Annotated in this window: 17 protein-coding genes and 1 pseudogene; 11 read left to right on the forward strand and 7 right to left on the reverse strand. The window is 71.6% G+C overall.

Translation table 11 applies throughout. The features are described 5' to 3' along the window. The first annotated feature begins 3 nt into the window (after positions 1 to 3). The 4 genes from OG389_RS13285 to OG389_RS13300 all read left to right on the forward strand — a co-directional run bounded on the left by OG389_RS13285 (position 4) and on the right by OG389_RS13300 (position 6,557). Positions 4 to 2,337 carry a tetratricopeptide repeat protein gene (locus OG389_RS13285; protein WP_443059262.1) on the forward strand — a complete coding sequence of 778 codons (2,334 nt, stop codon included), beginning with the start codon at positions 4 to 6 and terminating at the stop codon, positions 2,335 to 2,337. A gap of 3 nt (positions 2,338 to 2,340) precedes the next feature. Then, positions 2,341 to 4,020 carry a protein phosphatase 2C domain-containing protein gene (locus OG389_RS13290; RefSeq protein ID WP_328298682.1) on the forward strand — a complete coding sequence of 560 codons (1,680 nt, stop codon included), beginning with the start codon at positions 2,341 to 2,343 and terminating at the stop codon, positions 4,018 to 4,020. Positions 4,021 to 4,046: 26 nt separating this feature from the next. Continuing rightward, positions 4,047 to 5,372, forward strand: a complete 1,326-nt coding sequence (locus tag OG389_RS13295; protein WP_328298683.1) for a vWA domain-containing protein — start codon at positions 4,047 to 4,049, stop codon at positions 5,370 to 5,372. A gap of 90 nt (positions 5,373 to 5,462) precedes the next feature. Beyond that, positions 5,463 to 6,557 carry an FHA domain-containing protein gene (locus OG389_RS13300; protein ID WP_328303749.1) on the forward strand — a complete coding sequence of 365 codons (1,095 nt, stop codon included), beginning with the start codon at positions 5,463 to 5,465 and terminating at the stop codon, positions 6,555 to 6,557. Between the two features lie 54 nt (positions 6,558 to 6,611). On the opposite strand, the gene OG389_RS13305 is transcribed toward OG389_RS13300, so the two are convergent. Continuing rightward, the gene (locus tag OG389_RS13305; protein WP_328298684.1) at positions 6,612 to 7,598 is read right to left on the reverse strand and encodes a methyltransferase domain-containing protein; all 987 of its coding nucleotides are present in this window, start codon (positions 7,596 to 7,598) and stop codon (positions 6,612 to 6,614) included. A 99-nt stretch (positions 7,599 to 7,697) separates the two neighbouring features. Between OG389_RS13305 and OG389_RS13310 the strand changes: the two genes are divergently transcribed. Beyond that, positions 7,698 to 8,102, forward strand: a complete 405-nt coding sequence (locus OG389_RS13310; RefSeq protein WP_328298685.1) for a globin — start codon at positions 7,698 to 7,700, stop codon at positions 8,100 to 8,102. Between the two features lie 51 nt (positions 8,103 to 8,153). Here OG389_RS13310 and OG389_RS13315 read toward each other — a convergent pair whose 3' ends face one another. The 5 genes from OG389_RS13315 to OG389_RS13335 all read right to left on the reverse strand — a co-directional run bounded on the left by OG389_RS13315 (position 8,154) and on the right by OG389_RS13335 (position 12,802). Then, positions 8,154 to 8,867, reverse strand: a complete 714-nt coding sequence (locus OG389_RS13315; protein WP_328298686.1) for a hypothetical protein — start codon at positions 8,865 to 8,867, stop codon at positions 8,154 to 8,156. Beyond that, complete coding sequence (locus OG389_RS13320) at positions 8,864 to 9,322, reverse strand: acyl-CoA thioesterase (RefSeq protein WP_328298687.1); 459 nt, start codon at positions 9,320 to 9,322, stop codon at positions 8,864 to 8,866. The genes OG389_RS13315 and OG389_RS13320 overlap by 4 nt, the downstream gene beginning before the upstream one ends. Positions 9,323 to 9,340: 18 nt before the next feature. Then, entirely contained in the window at positions 9,341 to 11,005 is a 1,665-nt protein-coding gene (gene ettA / locus OG389_RS13325) for an energy-dependent translational throttle protein EttA (protein ID WP_328298689.1), read from the reverse strand. A 230-nt stretch (positions 11,006 to 11,235) separates the two neighbouring features. Continuing rightward, positions 11,236 to 11,958, reverse strand: coding sequence for an HAD family hydrolase (locus OG389_RS13330; RefSeq protein WP_328298690.1), 723 nt, complete (start codon positions 11,956 to 11,958; stop codon positions 11,236 to 11,238). Beyond that, positions 11,936 to 12,802: a winged helix-turn-helix domain-containing protein gene (locus tag OG389_RS13335; RefSeq protein WP_328298691.1), complete on the reverse strand. Its 867-nt coding sequence runs from the start codon at positions 12,800 to 12,802 to the stop codon at positions 11,936 to 11,938. Before OG389_RS13335 ends, OG389_RS13330 begins: the two co-directional genes overlap by 23 nt. A gap of 472 nt (positions 12,803 to 13,274) precedes the next feature. On the opposite strand from OG389_RS13335, the gene OG389_RS13340 reads away from it, so the two are divergent. Genes OG389_RS13340 through OG389_RS13355 form a run of 4 tightly spaced genes read left to right on the forward strand, consistent with a single transcriptional unit; the run spans position 13,275 to position 15,516 of the window. After that, on the forward strand, positions 13,275 to 13,544 hold the full coding sequence (locus tag OG389_RS13340; protein ID WP_328298692.1) for a DUF6284 family protein: 270 nt from the start codon (positions 13,275 to 13,277) through the stop codon (positions 13,542 to 13,544). After that, on the forward strand, positions 13,541 to 14,380 hold the full coding sequence (locus tag OG389_RS13345; RefSeq protein WP_328298693.1) for a DUF2637 domain-containing protein: 840 nt from the start codon (positions 13,541 to 13,543) through the stop codon (positions 14,378 to 14,380). The genes OG389_RS13340 and OG389_RS13345 overlap by 4 nt, the downstream gene beginning before the upstream one ends. Continuing rightward, the gene (locus OG389_RS13350; RefSeq protein WP_328298694.1) at positions 14,377 to 14,748 is read left to right on the forward strand and encodes an RRQRL motif-containing zinc-binding protein; all 372 of its coding nucleotides are present in this window, start codon (positions 14,377 to 14,379) and stop codon (positions 14,746 to 14,748) included. The genes OG389_RS13345 and OG389_RS13350 overlap by 4 nt, the downstream gene beginning before the upstream one ends. A gap of 45 nt (positions 14,749 to 14,793) precedes the next feature. Next, complete coding sequence (locus OG389_RS13355) at positions 14,794 to 15,516, forward strand: NUDIX domain-containing protein (protein WP_328298695.1); 723 nt, start codon at positions 14,794 to 14,796, stop codon at positions 15,514 to 15,516. A gap of 45 nt (positions 15,517 to 15,561) precedes the next feature. Here OG389_RS13355 and OG389_RS13360 read toward each other — a convergent pair whose 3' ends face one another. Next, a complete protein-coding gene (locus tag OG389_RS13360) occupies positions 15,562 to 15,726 on the reverse strand; it encodes a hypothetical protein (RefSeq protein ID WP_328298696.1) in 165 nt (54 codons plus the stop codon). Between the two features lie 35 nt (positions 15,727 to 15,761). Between OG389_RS13360 and OG389_RS13365 the strand changes: the two genes are divergently transcribed. Both OG389_RS13365 and OG389_RS36760 read left to right on the forward strand, forming a co-directional pair. Further along, entirely contained in the window at positions 15,762 to 16,154 is a 393-nt protein-coding gene (locus tag OG389_RS13365; RefSeq protein WP_328298697.1) for a DUF6251 family protein, read from the forward strand. 77 nt (positions 16,155 to 16,231) lie between these two features. Continuing rightward, positions 16,232 to 16,330 (forward strand): annotated as a pseudogene (locus tag OG389_RS36760) (DUF6257 family protein); the annotation flags it as partial. Positions 16,331 to 16,364: the final 34 nt, after the last annotated feature.

Consider the following 16,364-nt stretch of genomic DNA (forward strand, 5'->3'; position numbering starts at 1 on the left):
GAGGTGCCCCGTCCGGATCCCTCCGAGGCGGTCCTGGAGAACCCGGAGGTGCCGGAGCGCAAGCGGTTCTGCTCGCGCTCGGACTGCGGAGCTCCGGTGGGCCGGGCGCGCGGTGACCGACCGGGACGGACGGAAGGATTCTGCACCAAGTGCGGGCATCCGTACTCCTTCGTCCCCAAACTGCACGCGGGTGACCTGGTCCACGGCCAGTACGAGGTCGCGGGCTGTCTCGCCCACGGCGGCCTCGGCTGGGTCTACCTCGCGGTGGACCGGGCCGTGTCGGACCGGTGGGTGGTGCTCAAGGGCCTGCTGGACACCGGGGACCAGGACGCGATGGCGGCCGCGATCTCGGAGCGGCGCTTCCTCGCGGAGATCGAGCACTCCAACATCGTGCGGATCTACAACTTCGTGGAGCACCTGGACCAGCGGACGGGTTCGCTGGACGGGTACATCGTCATGGAGTACGTCGGCGGCAAATCGCTCAAGGAGATCGCCAACGACCGGCGCCGGCCGGACGGACGGCGCGATCCGCTGCCCGTGGAGCAGGCGTGCGCGTACGGCATCGAGGCGCTGGAGGCGCTCGGCCACCTGCACACCAGGAACCTCCTGTACTGCGACTTCAAGGTCGACAACGCCATCCAGCAGGCCGATCAGCTGAAGCTGATCGACATGGGCGCGGTGCGGCGGATGGACGACGAGGAGTCGGCCATCTACGGCACCGTCGGCTACCAGGCGCCCGAGGTCGCGGACGTCGGCCCGTCGGTCGCCTCCGACCTGTACACGGTGGCCCGCACGCTGGCCGTGCTGACCTTCGACTTCCAGGGGTACACGAACGTCTTCGTGGACTCCCTGCCGGACCCGCAGCACATCGAGGTGTTCGGGCGGTACGAGTCCTTCTACCGGCTGCTGGTACGGGCCACCGACCCGGATCCGGGACGGCGGTTCGCGTCCGCGCAGGAGATGGCCGACCAGCTGACGGGCGTGCTGCGGGAGGTCGTCGCGCTCCAGACGGGCCGCCCGAGGCCGCAGATCTCGACCCTGTTCGGACCGGAGCTGCGGGTTCCGGACGATCGGCTGTTCACGGACGAGTCGGGGTCGCGGGTGTCCCGGCTGGGTGAGCGGCCCGTGAAGCGGTGGGCGGCGGGCCGGAGCCGGACTCGGGGTACGGCGTCCGACCCGGGTACGGCTTCCGTTCCCGCTCCTCACTCCTTCGAGGGGGTGGGAGCTCCGGCTGCCGCCGCCCCGCCCACCGGTCCGGCGGCTTCGCCGATCACGGGGTACGGCACGAGCGGGCTCGTGACCACGGCGACGCACCGGTCCGCCGGTCCGGCCGTGCCGGCCCCGCGCCAGGCCCCGGTGACGGCTTCGCCGACCCCCGTCGCGATCACCTCCCCGCGGCGGCCCGGTCCGTCGACGCTGGACACCCGCGAGGCCGCGCTGGCCCTGCCCGTACCGCTGGTCGACGCCGGGGACCCCAACGCCGGTTTCCTGGCGGGCCTGCTCGCCTCCGCGCCGGCCGACCTGCTGGCCGCGCTCGGGTCCGCGCCGGCCGAGTCCGCCGAACTGCGGCTGCGGGAGCTGCGGGCCCGGCTCGAACTGGGCGGCACCGACGCGCACCTCGTGGCCGAGGCGCTGACCCGGCTGGAAGCACGGCATCCCGACGACTGGCGCGTGGTGTGGGCCCGCGGCGTCTCCTCGCTGGCCGTCGGGGAGGACGAGACGGCGGCCCTGTCCTTCGACGCCGTCTACGACGCCTTCCCGGGCGAACCCGCGCCGAAGCTGGCGCTGGGGCTGTGCGCGGAGGTGCTGGGGCAGCTGGACAATGCCGCCGAGTACTACCGCCTGGTGTGGACCACGGACCCGGGGTTCGTCGGCGCGGCGTTCGGGCTGGCCCGGGTGCAGCTGGCCGCCGGGGACCGGGACGGGGCCGTACGCACACTGGAATCCGTGCCGGAGGCGTCGATCCACCACACCGCCGCGCGGGTGGCGGCCGTACGGGCACGCCTGCGCGACCGGTCACCGCAGGAGGCGCTGCTGCCCGATCTGGCGGCGGCCGCGGCGCAGGTGGAGGCGCTGGGGAGGTTCGGGCTGGACTCGGTGCGCCACGAGCGGCTCAGGGCGGAAGTACTGGGCTCGGCGCTGGACTGGGTACTGTCGGGTAGCCGGGGTTCCGACCCCGGCAGTGCCTCGCTGCTCGGCTGCCAACTGGATGAGCGGGGACTGCGCTTCGGCCTGGAGCGCTCGTTCCGCGTGCTGGCACGGCTGGCGCAGCGGGGCGAGGAGAGGATCGAACTGGTGGAGCGGGCAAACCGTTTCCGTCCCCGGACGTGGGTGTGATTGATGTCGATGCATCGGCTGTCGGGCTGCCCCAGCTGCGCGGAACCCCTGGAGGAGGGTGACCGCTTCTGCGGCCTCTGCGGGTACGCCCTCACCACCCGGCCCGCGGGAGCCACGGCTCCGGGGGCCCCGGCCCACCCCGCGGCTGCCCCCTCATCGGCTCCGATCGCCGGGGCGGGCAGGATTCCGGCCGGTCCGACCACGGCAGGCGGCGGCGCGGCACCCGCCGAAGGCGCCGATACCCGCTCCTCCGGCGCGGCGTACGCCGGCGCGTCCGCACCGGGCTGGGGCAGCGCCTCCACCGCCGCCCCCACCCTGGTCGCGGGTCCCACCGGCTGGTCCGACCCCACGGCCCCGGCCGGCTCCCGGAGCACGGCTCCGGGCCCCGGTACCCCGTACTCCGCGCCGACGCCGCAGGGACAGGATCCGGCGGTCGAAGCCGCCTACGGCGGTCAGCTCGCGCAGGGCCCGGCCGACGGGTACGGGTCCCCGGGCCCCGGGGACCGGGCGCGCTACGACCACCCGACGCCGCAGGGGCACTACCCCGAGGGCGAGGCCCCGTACGGCGGACCCGCCCAGCAGGACCCCATGCCCGGGCACGAAGCCCCGTACGGCGGACTCGCGCCCCAAGGGCAGTACATCGACGGCGAAGCCGCGTACGGCGGAGCCGCCCAGCAGGACCCCACGCCCGGGCACGAAGCTCCCTTCGGCGGGGCCGGGCAGGGGGATCCCTACGGCGGTGGCGAGCCGCAGGGGGAGGGCTCGGGGAAGACCTGCGTCGCCTGCCGGGCCGGGCGGGTGGACACCGACGGGTACTGCGAGCACTGCGGGCACGCCCAGCCGCGGGAGCGGGACCACATCGAGGAGGAGCTCGGGAGCGTCGCCGCCGTCACCGACCGCGGGCTGCGCCACCACCGCAACGAGGACTCCTTCGCCGTGGCGGCCACCGCGCTGCCCGACGGCTCCGCCGCCACCGTGGCCATCGTCTGCGACGGCGTGTCCTCCGCCAGCCGACCCGACGAGGCCTCGGCCGCCGCCGCGGGCGCCGCCAACGAGGCGCTCCTCGAAGCGCTCCCCCGCGGCGCCCACCCCCAGGAGGCCATGCACGAGGCGATCCTGGCCGCGGCGGCCGCCGTCAACGCGCTGGCCCCCGAGGTGCCCGGCGCCCAGAACGCCCCCGCATGCACCCTGGTCGGCGCCGTCGTCAGCAGTGGCCTGCTGACCATCGGCTGGGTCGGTGACAGCCGCGCCTACTGGGTCCCCGACGACCGCGCCGCGCTCCCCCGGCGGCTCACCGAGGACGACTCCTGGGCCGCCCAGATGGTCGCGGCGGGCCTGATGGGCGAGGCCGAGGCCTACGCCGACGTTCGCGCGCACGCCATCACCGGCTGGCTCGGGGCCGACGCGTACGACCTCGAACCGCACACCGCCACCTTCAAGCCCGACCACGACGGTGTGGTCGTGGTCTGCACGGACGGGCTGTGGAACTACGCCGAGTCCGCCCGGGACCTGGCCCAGGTGCTCCCCGCCGACGCCGCCGTCAGACCCCTGCACAGCGCACAGGTCCTGGTGGGGCACGCCCTCGACGGCGGCGGGCACGACAACGTCACCGTGGCCGTCGTCCCCTTCGCCGCGACCCCGCCCACGCCGCCGGCCCCGCCGGTCCCGCAGACCCAGGCCTGATCCCCGTCCCCGAGGAGTACCGACCGATGGCGAACTTCGCCAAGCCGAGCGCCCCGCGCTTCAGCGTGGAGGTGTACCAGAACGAGTACCTCCCCGAGGGCGGCCGCGACGTCCACTCCATCGTCACGGTCACCTCCAGCGGCGGGGCCACGGCCACCCGTACGTCCGTCGCCCCGGGCGGCGCCGCCGTCGTGATCATGGTCGACTGCTCCGGCTCCATGGAGTACCCGCCGGAGAAGATGCGCGGCGCCCGCGAGGCCACCGCCGCCGCCGTCGACACGCTCCGCGACGGCACCGCCTTCGCCGTGATCGCCGGCACCCACGTGGCCAAGGAGGTCTACCCCGGCCAGGGCCGCCTGGCCGTCGCCGACCCGGCCACCCGGGCCCAGGCCAAGCAGGCCCTGCGCGCCCTCACCTCGGGGGGCGGCACCGCCATCGGCACCTGGCTGCGCCTGGCCGACGGCCTGCTGCGCCGGTCCACCGCCGCGATCCGGCACGGGATCCTGCTCACCGACGGCCGCAACGAGCACGAGGAGCCGGCCGTGCTCCGCGCCACGCTCGACGCCTGCGCGGGCCGTTTCACCTGTGACGCCCGCGGCGTGGGCACCGACTGGGAGGTCAAGGAGGTCACCGGCATCGCGAACGCGCTGCTCGGCACGGCCGACATCGTGGCCGACCCGGCCCACCTCACAGAGGACTTCACGCACATGATGGAGAACGTCATGGGCAAGGAGGTCGCGGACGTCTCGCTGCGCCTGTGGACCCCGGTGGGCGTGGAGATCCAGTACGTCAAGCAGGTCGCGCCCACCGTCCAGGACCTCACCGGACGCCGCACGGAGGCGGGTCCGCGCGCCGGGGACTATCCGACGGGCTCGTGGGGCGACGAGTCCCGTGAGTACCACGTGTGCGTACGGGTCCCGGGCGCGGCCGTGGGACAGGAAATGCTCGCCGCCCGCGCCAGCCTGGTGATGCCGGGGGCGGCGGGCGAGGCACCGGCCGTTCTCGCCCAGGGCCTGGTCCGCGCCGTCTGGACGGACGATCTCTCCGCCTCCACCTCCATCAACCCGCAGGTGGCCCACTACACCGGGCAGGCGGAACTCGCGCAGGCTATCCAACTGGGCCTGGAAGCGCGCAAACTGGGTGATGTCGACGGTGCCACGGCCAAGCTCGGCAGGGCCGTGCAACTGGCCAGCGCCTCGGGCAACGCCGACACCGCGAAGCTGCTGGCGAAGGTGGTGGATGTCGTCGATGCGGCGGCGGGTACTGTGCGGCTGAAGGCGAAGGTGGCGGACGCGGACGAGATGACACTTGAGACGCGTTCGACTCAAACCGTTCGAGTGCGAAAAGCTTGACCCTCTAATCTGATCAGACGCACGCCGAAGAGACACATACGAAGAAGAAGACCTGCCGCGATGACGCAGGAAGAAGGAGGAAGCGCCGCGATGCCGACCTGCCCGAACGGGCACCAGTCCGCCTCCGACGACTGGTGCGAGGTCTGCGGCCACCGCATGGCTGCCCCTACGGGCGCGCCCGCGGCGCCGTCCTACGGCTACGGCTACCCTCCGACCGGCGAGCCGACCGCCCAGGCCGAGCTCTGCCCGCAGTGCCGGACCCCGCGCGAGGCCATGGCCCCGTTCTGCGAGGAGTGCCGGTACAACTTCCTGACCCGCACGGCGACCTCCTACGCGCCGCTCGCCCCGGACCTGGGACCGGGATCCGGTGCCGGTGCCGGTGCCGGTGCCGGTGCCGGTGCACAGGCCGGTCCGGGCGCCACCGGGACCATGGGCGTGCCCGGCATGCCCCCGCCGCCGCCCCAAGCCCAGTCCCCGGGCGCACCGGCGGCTCCGCAGGCGTACTCCCAGGACCACTTCGACTACCAGGGCTCGCGGCCCTCCCGGGTCAACCGCCCGGCCGAGCCGCTGCAGCGCGAGGACGACTGGATGCTGCCGCCTCCGGCGGCCCAGGAGTACCAGCAGCCCCAGTACCAGCAGCAGCCCCCGCCGCAGCAGCAGCAGGGACAGCAGCAGTACCAGCAGCCTTCACGGACGGGGCAGTACCAGCCGCCCCAGCAGCACCATCAGCCTCAGCCGCAGCCGCAGCAGCCGTTCCCGCCCCAGCAGCACCAGCAGGGCGGCTCCTGGACCGCGACCATCGGCCCGGACCGCTCGTACTTCATGGCGATGATGCACCGCAGCGGCCCCGAGGCGGCCGGCCTCAACCTGCCCGCGTACTCCCCCGAACAGCACCTGCCGCTCGCCGGCGGCCAGATCACCATCGGCCGCCGCCGCGCCTCGACGGGTGAGTCCCCGGACATCGACCTGTCGGTGCCCCCGGAGGACCCGGGAGTCTCGCACCAGCACGCGGTGCTCGTGCAGCAGCCCGACGGCAGCTGGGCGGTGGTGGACCAGAACTCCACCAACGGCACCACCATCAACGGCGGCGAGGAGTCCATCCAGCCGTACGTGCCGGTCCCGCTCGGCGACGGCGACCGCGTCCACGTCGGCGCGTGGACCACGATCACCGTCCGGCGCGGCTGAGACCGGGGCCCAGGGCCAGTCGTCGCGCGGCAGACGGGAGTCTGACGACAGGCCCTAAACGCTCTCCTGGTCCCCCAGGGGCCACACGTAGGGCCCCTGGGGATCGTCGAGCCACGACCACTGTCTCCCGTCGGCGACGGTCACCCCGAAGCGCTCGCGCGTCGGCCGGCCCTCGCTCCGCCACAGGTCCAGCGCCTCCCTCGGGTGCAGTGCGCCCGAGGTCAGCACCAGCATGAACTGGAAGCGCTCGTTCTCCACCAGGTCGTACGGGAGCCCCTGCGGCATCCCGTACGTGCCCGGCGGCGCCGCCCTGGCCCCGCGCAGGGGCACGAAGTACGCCGGGGTGTGCAGGAAGCGGCCCTCCGCGAAGGTGCCGTCCCGCACCGTCAGCGCGATCAGCCCCGTCGACAGCGGCGCCAGGATCCGGGCCCCCGGCCGGCACTGGCCCAGCCAGGCGTACGGGATCAGCGGCAGCGTGCAGGTTACCAGGATCCGGTCGAAGGGGGCGCGGGAGGGACAGCCGCGCGCCCCGTCCCCGGTGACGACGAAGGGCCGGTAGCCGAGCCGGGCCAGGTGCCCGCGCGCCGACTCGGTGATCTCCTCGTCCAGGTCCACGGTGGTGACCAGGTCCTCGCCCAGCCGGTGGCAGAGCAGGGCCGCGTTGTAGCCGGTGCCCGCCCCGATCTCCAGGACGTTGTCCCCGTCGCGCACGTCCAGGTCCTCCAGCATCCGCGCCATCAGCGAGGGCTGGCTGCTGGAGGAGACGAGCTCGCCGTCGCGCAGCCGGGTGGCGAGCGGGCCGTCGGTGTAGACCCCGCGCAGCCAGCGGGCCCGCCGCGCGGGATCGGGGTCCTCGGCCCAGAGCCGTTCGTGGCCGGCGCCGCGGCCGGTCCAGTAGTACGGGACGAACACGTGCCGGGGCACGGCGGCGAAGGCCGCCCGCCAGGCCGGGTCCTCCAGCGCCCCGGCGGCGGTCAGCTCCCGCACCTGGGCGGCGTGCGCGGTCTGCAGCACGTCGCGTACCTCGGCGTGTGCGCCCATGTCTCCACTGTCCTGCGGACACCGCCCGGGTGCGACCGCGGTGGAGCGGGTGGTCCTAGGACCGGGGTCCTCCGTCCGGGCGTCTGAGACGATGGTCGGGTGAATGAGATTCCGCGGGGCACGGTCCAGGAGCAGACTTTTTACGAGCAGGTGGGCGGCGAGGACACCTTCCGCCGTCTGGTCCACCGCTTCTACCAGGGAGTCGCCGGGGACCCGCTGCTGCGTCCGATGTACCCCGAGGAGGACCTCGGGCCCGCCGAGGAGCGGTTCGCGCTGTTCCTCATGCAGTACTGGGGCGGCCCGAACACCTACAGCGAGAACCGCGGCCACCCGCGTCTGCGCATGCGGCACGCGCCGTTCCAGGTGGACGCGGCCGCGCACGACGCGTGGCTGAAGCACATGCGTGTGGCGGTGGACGAGCTCGCGCTCGCGCCGGAGCTCGAGGCGCAGCTGTGGCGGTACCTGACGTACGCCGCCGCGTCGATGATCAACACGGCGGGCTAGCGCGCACCGGATCCGGTACGGGAGCCCGCGCGGGCTCCGGGACCGGGTCCGCTAGACCGGGCGGACGAGCAGGGTGCCCAGACCCCCGGGGCGGCGCGTGGCGACGGAGCCGTACGGGGTGCGCAGCCGCAGCCAGCCCCCGGCGGCGAGCAGGGCCACCGGCTCGGGGGTGCCGGGCGGGGCCGGCAGCGCGGGCACGGTGGACCGTACCGGCCGCAGGAAGCCCAGGGACTGCGCGGCGTGCACGGCGCGCAGCGGAAGTTCGGTGTCCCCCAGCGTGCGGGACCAGATCTCGCGGCCGATGCGGTCGCGCTCGGAGCGGGTCCGGTGCTGCGGGGGCAGGGCCTCGTCGCGGGTGCGGAACTCGGCGACCGCGGCCGCGAGGGCTCCGCGGATCGCCTCGGGGCCCGGCAGCCCGGCCACCGGGGACCAGCCGCCGCGGGGCGGGAGCATTCCGGCCCAGGGCGGTCCGGTGACGGCCGCGGGAACCACGGCGCCGGCCCGCTCGCCCTCGTCCACGGACTCCAGCAGCTCCCCGGCCGAGACGGTCAGGTCGAGCGGAGCGGGGACGGGTGCGGCGAGCCGCACCGTACGGACGGCGAGCACGTCGAAGGACGGCGGCCGCCCGAAGACGGCGAGCGCGCCGCCGCCGGCCCGCGCCTGCAGGCGGACGGCGGCGGCGCGGTCGTAGTGCACCAGCCGGCCCAGGAAGGCGGCGAGGTCCGCCGCCTCCCCGGAGTCGGCGAAGTGCAGCTGCTCGTTCATGCCGCGAGGTCCCGGGAACCGGTCCGCGGCCGCTCCTCCAGGTACTCCTGGAGGAAGAGCTTCTCCTCGGCGGAGATGCGGCGGGGCCGCCCCTCGGCGAGGTTGTAGGGCACGACCACGGTCTCGGCGCGCACGTAGACCGTCTCGGGCGCGTCCTCGGTCGCCTCGTCCTTGACCTCGTAGCGGATGGTCAGGGACGCGGCGCCTATCCGGGTCACCCAGGACTCGATGAGGACCGGCTCGTGACGGTGCACGAGGGGCAGCTTGTAGTCGATCTCGTGACGGGCCACGACGGAGCCGCCCGTGAAGGACTCACTGCCCTCCCCGGGCGCGAGGCGGAACATGAAGTCGATCCGCGCCTCCTCCAGATAGCGGAGGAAGACGACGTTGTTGACGTGCCCGAAGGCATCCATGTCCGCCCAGCGCAGGGGGCACCGGTAGTGATGTCTGGCCATGGCCTTTGACCTCAGCCCTCAGCCTCGGGTGAGCTTCTTGTAGGTGGCGCGGTGCGGACGGGTCGCGTCCGCGCCGAGCCGCTCGACCTTGTTCTTCTCGTACGACTCGAAGTTGCCCTCGAACCAGTACCACTTGGAGTCACCCTCGTAGGCGAGGATGTGCGTCGCGACCCGGTCCAGGAACCAGCGGTCGTGGGAGATGACCACGGCCGCACCCGGGAACTCCAGGAGCGCGTTCTCGAGCGAGGACAGGGTCTCGACGTCGAGGTCGTTGGTGGGCTCGTCGAGGAGCAGCAGGTTACCGCCCTCCTTGAGCGTCAGCGCCAGGTTCAGGCGGTTGCGCTCACCGCCGGACAGGATGCCGGCCGCCTTCTGCTGGTCCGGGCCCTTGAAGCCGAAGGCGCTGACGTACGCGCGCGACGGCATCTCGACCTGGCCGACGTTGATGTAGTCCAGCTCGTCCGACACGACGGCCCAGAGGGACTTCTTGGGGTCGATGTTGGCGCGGCTCTGGTCCACGTACGAGATCTTGACGGTCTCGCCGACCTTGACGGAGCCGGAGTCCGGCTCCTCCAGGCCCAGGAGCATCTTGAAGAGCGTGGTCTTGCCGGCGCCGTTCGGGCCAATGATGCCGACGATGCCGTTGCGCGGCAGCGTGAAGGACAGGTCGTCGACCAGGACCTTGTCACCGAACGCCTTGGAGAGGTTGTTGACCTCGACCACGATCGAGCCCAGACGCGGGCCCGGCGGGATCTGGATCTCCTCGAAGTCCAGCTTCCGCATCTTGTCCGCTTCGGCCGCCATCTCCTCGTAGCGGGCGAGACGGGCCTTGGACTTGGTCTGGCGGCCCTTGGCGTTGGAGCGGACCCACTCCAGCTCTTCCTTGAGTCGCTTCTGGCGCTTCTCGTCCTTGCGGCCCTCGACCTTGAGACGCGTGGCCTTCTTCTCCAGGTAGGTGGAGTAGTTGCCCTCGTACGGGTGGGCACGGCCGCGGTCGAGCTCGAGGATCCACTCGGCGACGTTGTTCAGGAAGTACCGGTCGTGGGTGACGGCCACGACGGCGCCCGCGTACTGCGAAAGGTGCTGCTCCAGCCAGTTCACCGACTCGGCGTCGAGGTGGTTGGTGGGCTCGTCGAGGAGGAGCAGGTCCGGGGCCTCGATCAGCAACTTGCAGAGCGCGACGCGGCGCTTCTCACCACCGGAGAGGTTGGTGACCGGCCAGTCGCCGGGCGGGCAGCCCAGGGCGTCCATGGCCTGCTCCAGCTGGGCGTCGAGGTCCCAGGCGTTGGCGTGGTCCAGGATCTCCTGGAGCTTGCCCATCTCGTCCATGAGCGCGTCGGTGTAGTCGGTCGCCATTTCCTCGGCGACCTCGTTGAAGCGCTTCAGCTTGCCCATGATCTCGGCGGCGCCGTCCTGGACGTTCTCCAGGACGGTCTTCGACTCGTCGAGCTTGGGCTCCTGCATCAGGATGCCGACGGTGAAGCCGGGAGAGAGGTAGGCCTCGCCGTTGGACGGCTGCTCCAGACCCGCCATGATCTTGAGCACGGTGGACTTACCGGCGCCGTTGGGGCCGACCACACCGATCTTCGCGCCGGGCAGGAAGTTCAGGGTGACGTCATCAAGAATCACCTTGTCGCCGTGCGCCTTGCGCGTCTTGCGCATGGTGTAGATGAACTCAGCCAAGAGAAACCGTCCGGCAGATCGATGGGTGGGCAGATACACCCCATCTTGCCTGAGGTCCACCCTTCGGGGGAAACCCGTATGGTCCGGGAGCCCTGACCTGGGGCCCAGCGTCAGGACCCCCGCACGGTCCTGGTCGTCATTGGCCACCTTGGGCCGTCCTTGGGTGACCTCTGACGGCCCAGGGACGGCCCAGGGACGGATCCCACCGTCCACCTTTGCGCAGGTGGGGGTCATGCCCTCCGCTGTACTGAGCCCGCCGAAGCGAGCGCGTCGGCAACGGCATCCATGCCGACCACGACGACGTCTGCCCCCGCGTCGGCAAGCGTGGACCGCTTCCGGGGCTTGTTAGCGAAGCCGATGCTCCGGACACCGGCGGCCCGGGCCGCCTCCACGTCCGTGGTCGAGTCGCCAATGAGCACCAGGGCGGCAGGCTCGACGCCCAGGGCCTGGCCGGCCGCGCGCAACGGGTGCGGGTTCGGCTTCATGAGATCCGGCCGAAGGACAGGGCGCCCGACCACGACATCAACGGTTCCGTCGATGCCATGGCTCACGAGGTACTCGCGCACGCACTCGGCAGAGTTGTTGCTCACCACGGCCACCCGCCGGTTCGACACCCTGGCCGCTGTGAGTGCCTGCACGGCACCCGCCACAGGCGGCCCAGCGACCTTGACCGCAGCGACTTCGGCAGCGGTCAGAGCCGCCTCCACATCGGACAGCAGGGCCGCGCCGCCCTCCTGCGAAAGCTGGTGGATCTCCATCGGGTCATCGGTGGCCCGGGCACGGTCCGCAAGGTCCGGCGCGCGGCTCGCAACGATCTCAGCCAGTTCCACGGCGACCTGCGGAGCGGGCAGCCCACGGAAGACGTCACAGATGGGCCCGTCGAAGTCGAAGAGCACCCCCGTCGACGCCTCGACGACACCGGCCAGAGCGTCAGAGGAGCTGGGCATCTGCATCCCTCGCGATCGTTTCCCAGATGCTGTCGAACCACATGCGCGCCTGCTCGACCTGCTGCGCGCCACTGGACGAGTCACCGTCGTTCATCGAGTGGTGGAACAAGATCGTGTCCTTACCCACCAGGTCGAAGATCTCGATGGCCTCGCCCTGCGCGACGACCTTGTTCGGCCGGATCGGGTAGTACCCGAAGAACGCGTCCTCATTGTTGATCACGTACAGCTTGAAGAACTGCGTACCGCTGTGCACGCGGACGCTGACGCTGCTCTCCTGGACGAGGCCGAGGTGGCTCAGCTCGCTTATGGCGTCGGAGATGCTGCGGGTGTAGCCGACCATGATGTCGTGCATCCGACTGCGCAGCCGGACATCATCCGCACAGTCCTCGCGCCGGACCGGGGCCGCCTGCGGCACGTCCATGTCGGGAACCAGGATCCGGATGCGGATGCTGGCCGGCGTGAGCCGCCCGACGCGGATCTTGTCCAGCGGCTCTTGCAGCGCGCCGTGCAAGGTCTCGCTGGAGAACCCCGCGAAGTCGATCGTGACGTTCTTACTGGCGAAGGCTTGCTCGACGTAGGGCCGCAGACCCGCCGGCCGCTCGGTGCGGCTCCGGACGAACACGCCGCTCCCCTTGCGGGACACGACGAGCCCTTCGTCCTCCAGGTCCCGTAGCGCCCGCTGAATCGTGGCTCGGGCGAAGCCGAAGTGATCAGTCAGCATCTTGTGCGACGGCAGCTTCTCCCCAGGGGCGAGCTTCCTCGTTCTGATCGCGGCCCCCAGGCTGCGCGCCACCTGTTCGTACGGCGGCCGGTCGTCGTCCGGGTCCAGGGGTTCAAGCGCAAAGGTCATGCCCCGATGCTACGGCCAACCTGACTATTTGAGCAGCTTGGATAGCCAGATGTTGACGTGGCTAGCCATGCTGGCTACGTTATTCCCATGCCGACCGGGCTAGCCAAGTAAGTCAGGCTCGAACGGGAGAGCTCCGCCTTAAAGGCGCCGCTCAAGGCATCGAGGTCCGCGAAAGCGAGCCGAGGGTCCCGGATCCCTGGTCAACCGGAGGGCAAGACCGAAAGGTCACCGTCTCGCGGCCTACAACGGGAGCACGCTCCCGAAGGCGAGACACGTACGAACCCAACTCCCGCGACGACTCAGTCGCGGCCGGTTGCCTCCTCTGCCCGTCCGGTGCCGTCGGCGCTCGTACGGGCGGGGTCGAGGGGAGCCGGAGTTCTTCCCGCTTCACCCCCAACGAAGTGCAGCCCCCGGCGCTCGAACGCCGGGGGCTGCTGTTGGGTCCCGTTCCTCTACCGAAGGAGCAAGACCCGTGGAGTTCATCGCTGCACTTCAGAGCATCGTTACCCCGTGGTCCGACGGCCTGGAGCCGACGGACGCGGAGCTGAACGCGATCGAGCAGGAGATGCCGCTGATCCTGGCGGAGCGCGACCTGCTGGACGCGCAGATCATGACGCTGGACCGGATGCCCACCGAGGTGGACAGGCAGCGGCTGCGCCGGGCCCGCCGGCGGATGCTGGCAGCACGTACCGCACTGGAGAACCGGGCCACCCACCTCCCGTCCTCCGGTGACGCGGCATGAACCGCAAGGCCAAGGCCGCCCTGGTCCTCGCGTTGGTCGTCGTGGTCGCCATGGCCTTCCGTGTCTCCTGGAACGCCCTGCGGGACGTCGCCAGGGCCATCGGTGCGGACGAGACAGCAGCGACGCTGTACCCGTTCGTGGTCGATGGCCTGATGGCCCTCGCCCTCGTCGCAGCCCTCGTCCTGACCGACGAGGCCCGCCGGTTCGCCCTGCGGGTCCTGGCCGCGTACACGCTCGCGTCACTGGTCCTGAACTACGTGCACGGGCTGCTGCCGGAACTGCACGCCGAGTCGATCGACTGGACTCGACTGGCCGACTGGAACCCCGCGAACTGGGTGCTCGTACTGCTGGCGACGTCGCTTCCGGTCGGGTCGATCTACTTCGGCTCCGACCTCGTCGCCAAAGTCCTCCACCACAAGCCCGCAGTCGACCCGACCACTCAGGAATCGGCACAGATCGATGCAAATCGGTCTACTCCTGAGCAGGGCGAACAGCCGGTAGAGCTGCCGGAGCCGAAGCGGGAGGTGGACTCTTCCCCCACCGCCCCGATCGAGCCGATCGAGGAGCGTCCGCAGCTCGTTGCGGCGGCTGAGTCGCCTCGTCCTCGTCGGGCGACCGGTCGAGTACCGGCCGCCGCCCGATCGACCCGCCCGACCCGCACCGACGTCGAGCTGCTGGGTGAGGCTCGGAGCCTGACGGAGTCGTGGCCGATCGAGAAGCTGACCGGTGAAGGGATCCGCAAGGCCCTGCGCACCTCACCGGCCAAGGCCAGGATCGTGCGGGAGGCCTTGAAGGCAGAACGTGAGCGGGACACGGCTGCGGCGGTGGCCGGATGAGCCTCACGTTCGCCGACTGCCACGACCCGACGGGAAGAGTCCACGGCCTGCCCACCTTCCCCTGGCGGCTCGCCCCCGACGGTCTCGCCACCCGACGCCAGCTCCGCGCCCTGGGGCTGCGCCCCGGCGGTCAGGACATCGCCGGCCAGGTCCTGCGCCCGCGCTTCCGGCGTGGGCCGCTGGCCGCGTTCCTGTACCGCGTCGACCGCGCCAAGCCCGTCCGGCCGATGACGCCGGCCAAGACGGCCGCGCTCGCGAAGGCCAACACCGCCCGCCGCACCTGCCCCGAATGCAAGGCCGATGCCGGATACGTCATCCCGGTCTCGCTCGGCATGTGCATCCCCTGCGCGTACCCGTCCTCGCCCTGACGCTCGCCGCGCTCTTCCTCGCTATCTGACCTGAAGGGATCCACCATGAGCGAGATCACCAACGTCCCCGCAGCCCTGCGCGACTGGGCCGTGAGCTGGCCGCAGTACACGCCGGTGGACGTAACGCCGCCCGAGCTGGAGCCTCAGGCCCTCGCGTCCGAGGTGCCCGGATGGGCCGAGGGTGCGAGCAGCCCGGACGCCGTGGCCGACTGGACCGAGCGCCGGTCCGCCGCGCTGGTCCCGTTCGAACTGGACCAGCGCGGCTGGCCGCTCAACCCCGCAGGCCGTACCGGCTGCACCGGGCGCAACCTCGGCAAGTGGGGGGAGAACAGCGCCGCCGACCCGATCGTCGTCGCGGGCAGCGGTCAGGACCGGAAGGTATTGCTGATCACCCGGGACGACATCGGGGTGGAGGCCATCCCGGGCGGGATGGTGGACCCGGGGGAGACCGCCCCGGCCGCGCTGGTAAGGGAGCTGCGCGAGGAAACGGGCGTGGACCTGACGGGCCACCAGCCGGTAATCCTCGGCACGGCTCTGGTGGACGACTGGCGCAACTCGGACCACGCCTGGGTCGCCTCCACCAGCGCGCTCTACCTGCTGCCCGCCACCGTACGCGCCGTCGCGGCCGACGACGCCCTGGACGCCAACTGGTACTCGTTCAGCTCCATGGCCGAGCTGGAGGCCGCCATCATCAAGGCCGGCCGCACGCTCTACCCCGCGCACCGGCCCCTGCTCACCCAGGCCCTCGCCTACCTCGCCCAGCAGTAACACCCACACCGAGCAGAGGCCGCATCTGCCGTCGCTGAATAACCGTCAGGTCAACAGATTCAGCATGAATGCGCCGAATTGGGCGCCCCGGTACTTCATCCGGTGCCAGTTCCCGCAGAACCGCTGCGGAGCCCACCACCGGCTCTGTGCGAGCTGCTGGCCGCACATCTTGCACGGCAGCGGATCGACCTCGATCTCGATAACCCCCATGCCGCGACCCTAGTGACCACCCTCAGGGAGCACACATGCAGTCCCTGCCCGAACCCGTACCCACCCGTCAGCCCGACGTCGTCTGCCTGGCTAACGGCACCTACGTCTACGCCGACCCGGCCGCACTGCCAGCCGCATACGCCGGGCCGCAGGTCGTCCACCAGCACATCCACCAGGCAGCCCCGGACCGCACCGTCCAGCGCATCGCCCTCGGCTCCGGAGTCGGCGCCGGAGCGGTCGCGGCCGGCGTGTACTTCGGTCCGCTCCTGATCGCCGCCCTGACCGCGATCGCCGCGAACATCGCCTTCCTCGCGTTCCTCGCGCTGGTCCTCGGCTGGGCCATCCACACGGTCGTGAAGTCGGTCGGCAGCCCGGACGGGACGCAGGCCGTGAAGAACGTACGCAAGGCCCGCCGCCGGCGCGGCTGACGGCTGCCCGATCCACCCGGCCCCGTGCCGGGTGGTGAGGGGAGCCGGACAGACCGGCCTCCGGAAGGAGCACCGTGATGGCGAAGGACCCGAAGTTCACCGCCGGCGAGATCACCAAGATGGCCTGGCTGACCGCCCGGATGGCCAAGCGCGGTATCGCCAGCCAGACCGTCTACCAGGGCGACTGGAGCGCAAGTTCGAGCGGGTCAT

The organism is Streptomyces sp. NBC_00435 (genome assembly GCF_036014235.1).
Lineage (GTDB): Bacteria > Actinomycetota > Actinomycetes > Streptomycetales > Streptomycetaceae > Streptomyces.

Bases quoted from the DNA above. Each gene is read 5' to 3' on its own strand.
- OG389_RS13290 (WP_328298682.1), top strand. From the start codon at position 2,341: ATGTCGATGCATCGGCTGTCGGGCTGCCCCAGCTGCGCGGAACCCCTG.
- OG389_RS13295 (WP_328298683.1), top strand. From the start codon at position 4,047: ATGGCGAACTTCGCCAAGCCGAGCGCCCCGCGCTTCAGCGTGGAGGTG.
- OG389_RS13300 (WP_328303749.1), top strand. From the start codon at position 5,463: ATGCCGACCTGCCCGAACGGGCACCAGTCCGCCTCCGACGACTGGTGC.
- OG389_RS13305 (WP_328298684.1), bottom strand. From the start codon at position 7,598: ATGGGCGCACACGCCGAGGTACGCGACGTGCTGCAGACCGCGCACGCC.
- OG389_RS13315 (WP_328298686.1), bottom strand. From the start codon at position 8,867: ATGAACGAGCAGCTGCACTTCGCCGACTCCGGGGAGGCGGCGGACCTC.
- OG389_RS13320 (WP_328298687.1), bottom strand. From the start codon at position 9,322: ATGGCCAGACATCACTACCGGTGCCCCCTGCGCTGGGCGGACATGGAT.
- OG389_RS13330 (WP_328298690.1), bottom strand. From the start codon at position 11,958: ATGCAGATGCCCAGCTCCTCTGACGCTCTGGCCGGTGTCGTCGAGGCG.
- OG389_RS13335 (WP_328298691.1), bottom strand. From the start codon at position 12,802: ATGACCTTTGCGCTTGAACCCCTGGACCCGGACGACGACCGGCCGCCG.
- OG389_RS13345 (WP_328298693.1), top strand. From the start codon at position 13,541: ATGAACCGCAAGGCCAAGGCCGCCCTGGTCCTCGCGTTGGTCGTCGTG.
- OG389_RS13350 (WP_328298694.1), top strand. From the start codon at position 14,377: ATGAGCCTCACGTTCGCCGACTGCCACGACCCGACGGGAAGAGTCCAC.
- OG389_RS13355 (WP_328298695.1), top strand. From the start codon at position 14,794: ATGAGCGAGATCACCAACGTCCCCGCAGCCCTGCGCGACTGGGCCGTG.
- OG389_RS13360 (WP_328298696.1), bottom strand. From the start codon at position 15,726: ATGGGGGTTATCGAGATCGAGGTCGATCCGCTGCCGTGCAAGATGTGC.
- OG389_RS13365 (WP_328298697.1), top strand. From the start codon at position 15,762: ATGCAGTCCCTGCCCGAACCCGTACCCACCCGTCAGCCCGACGTCGTC.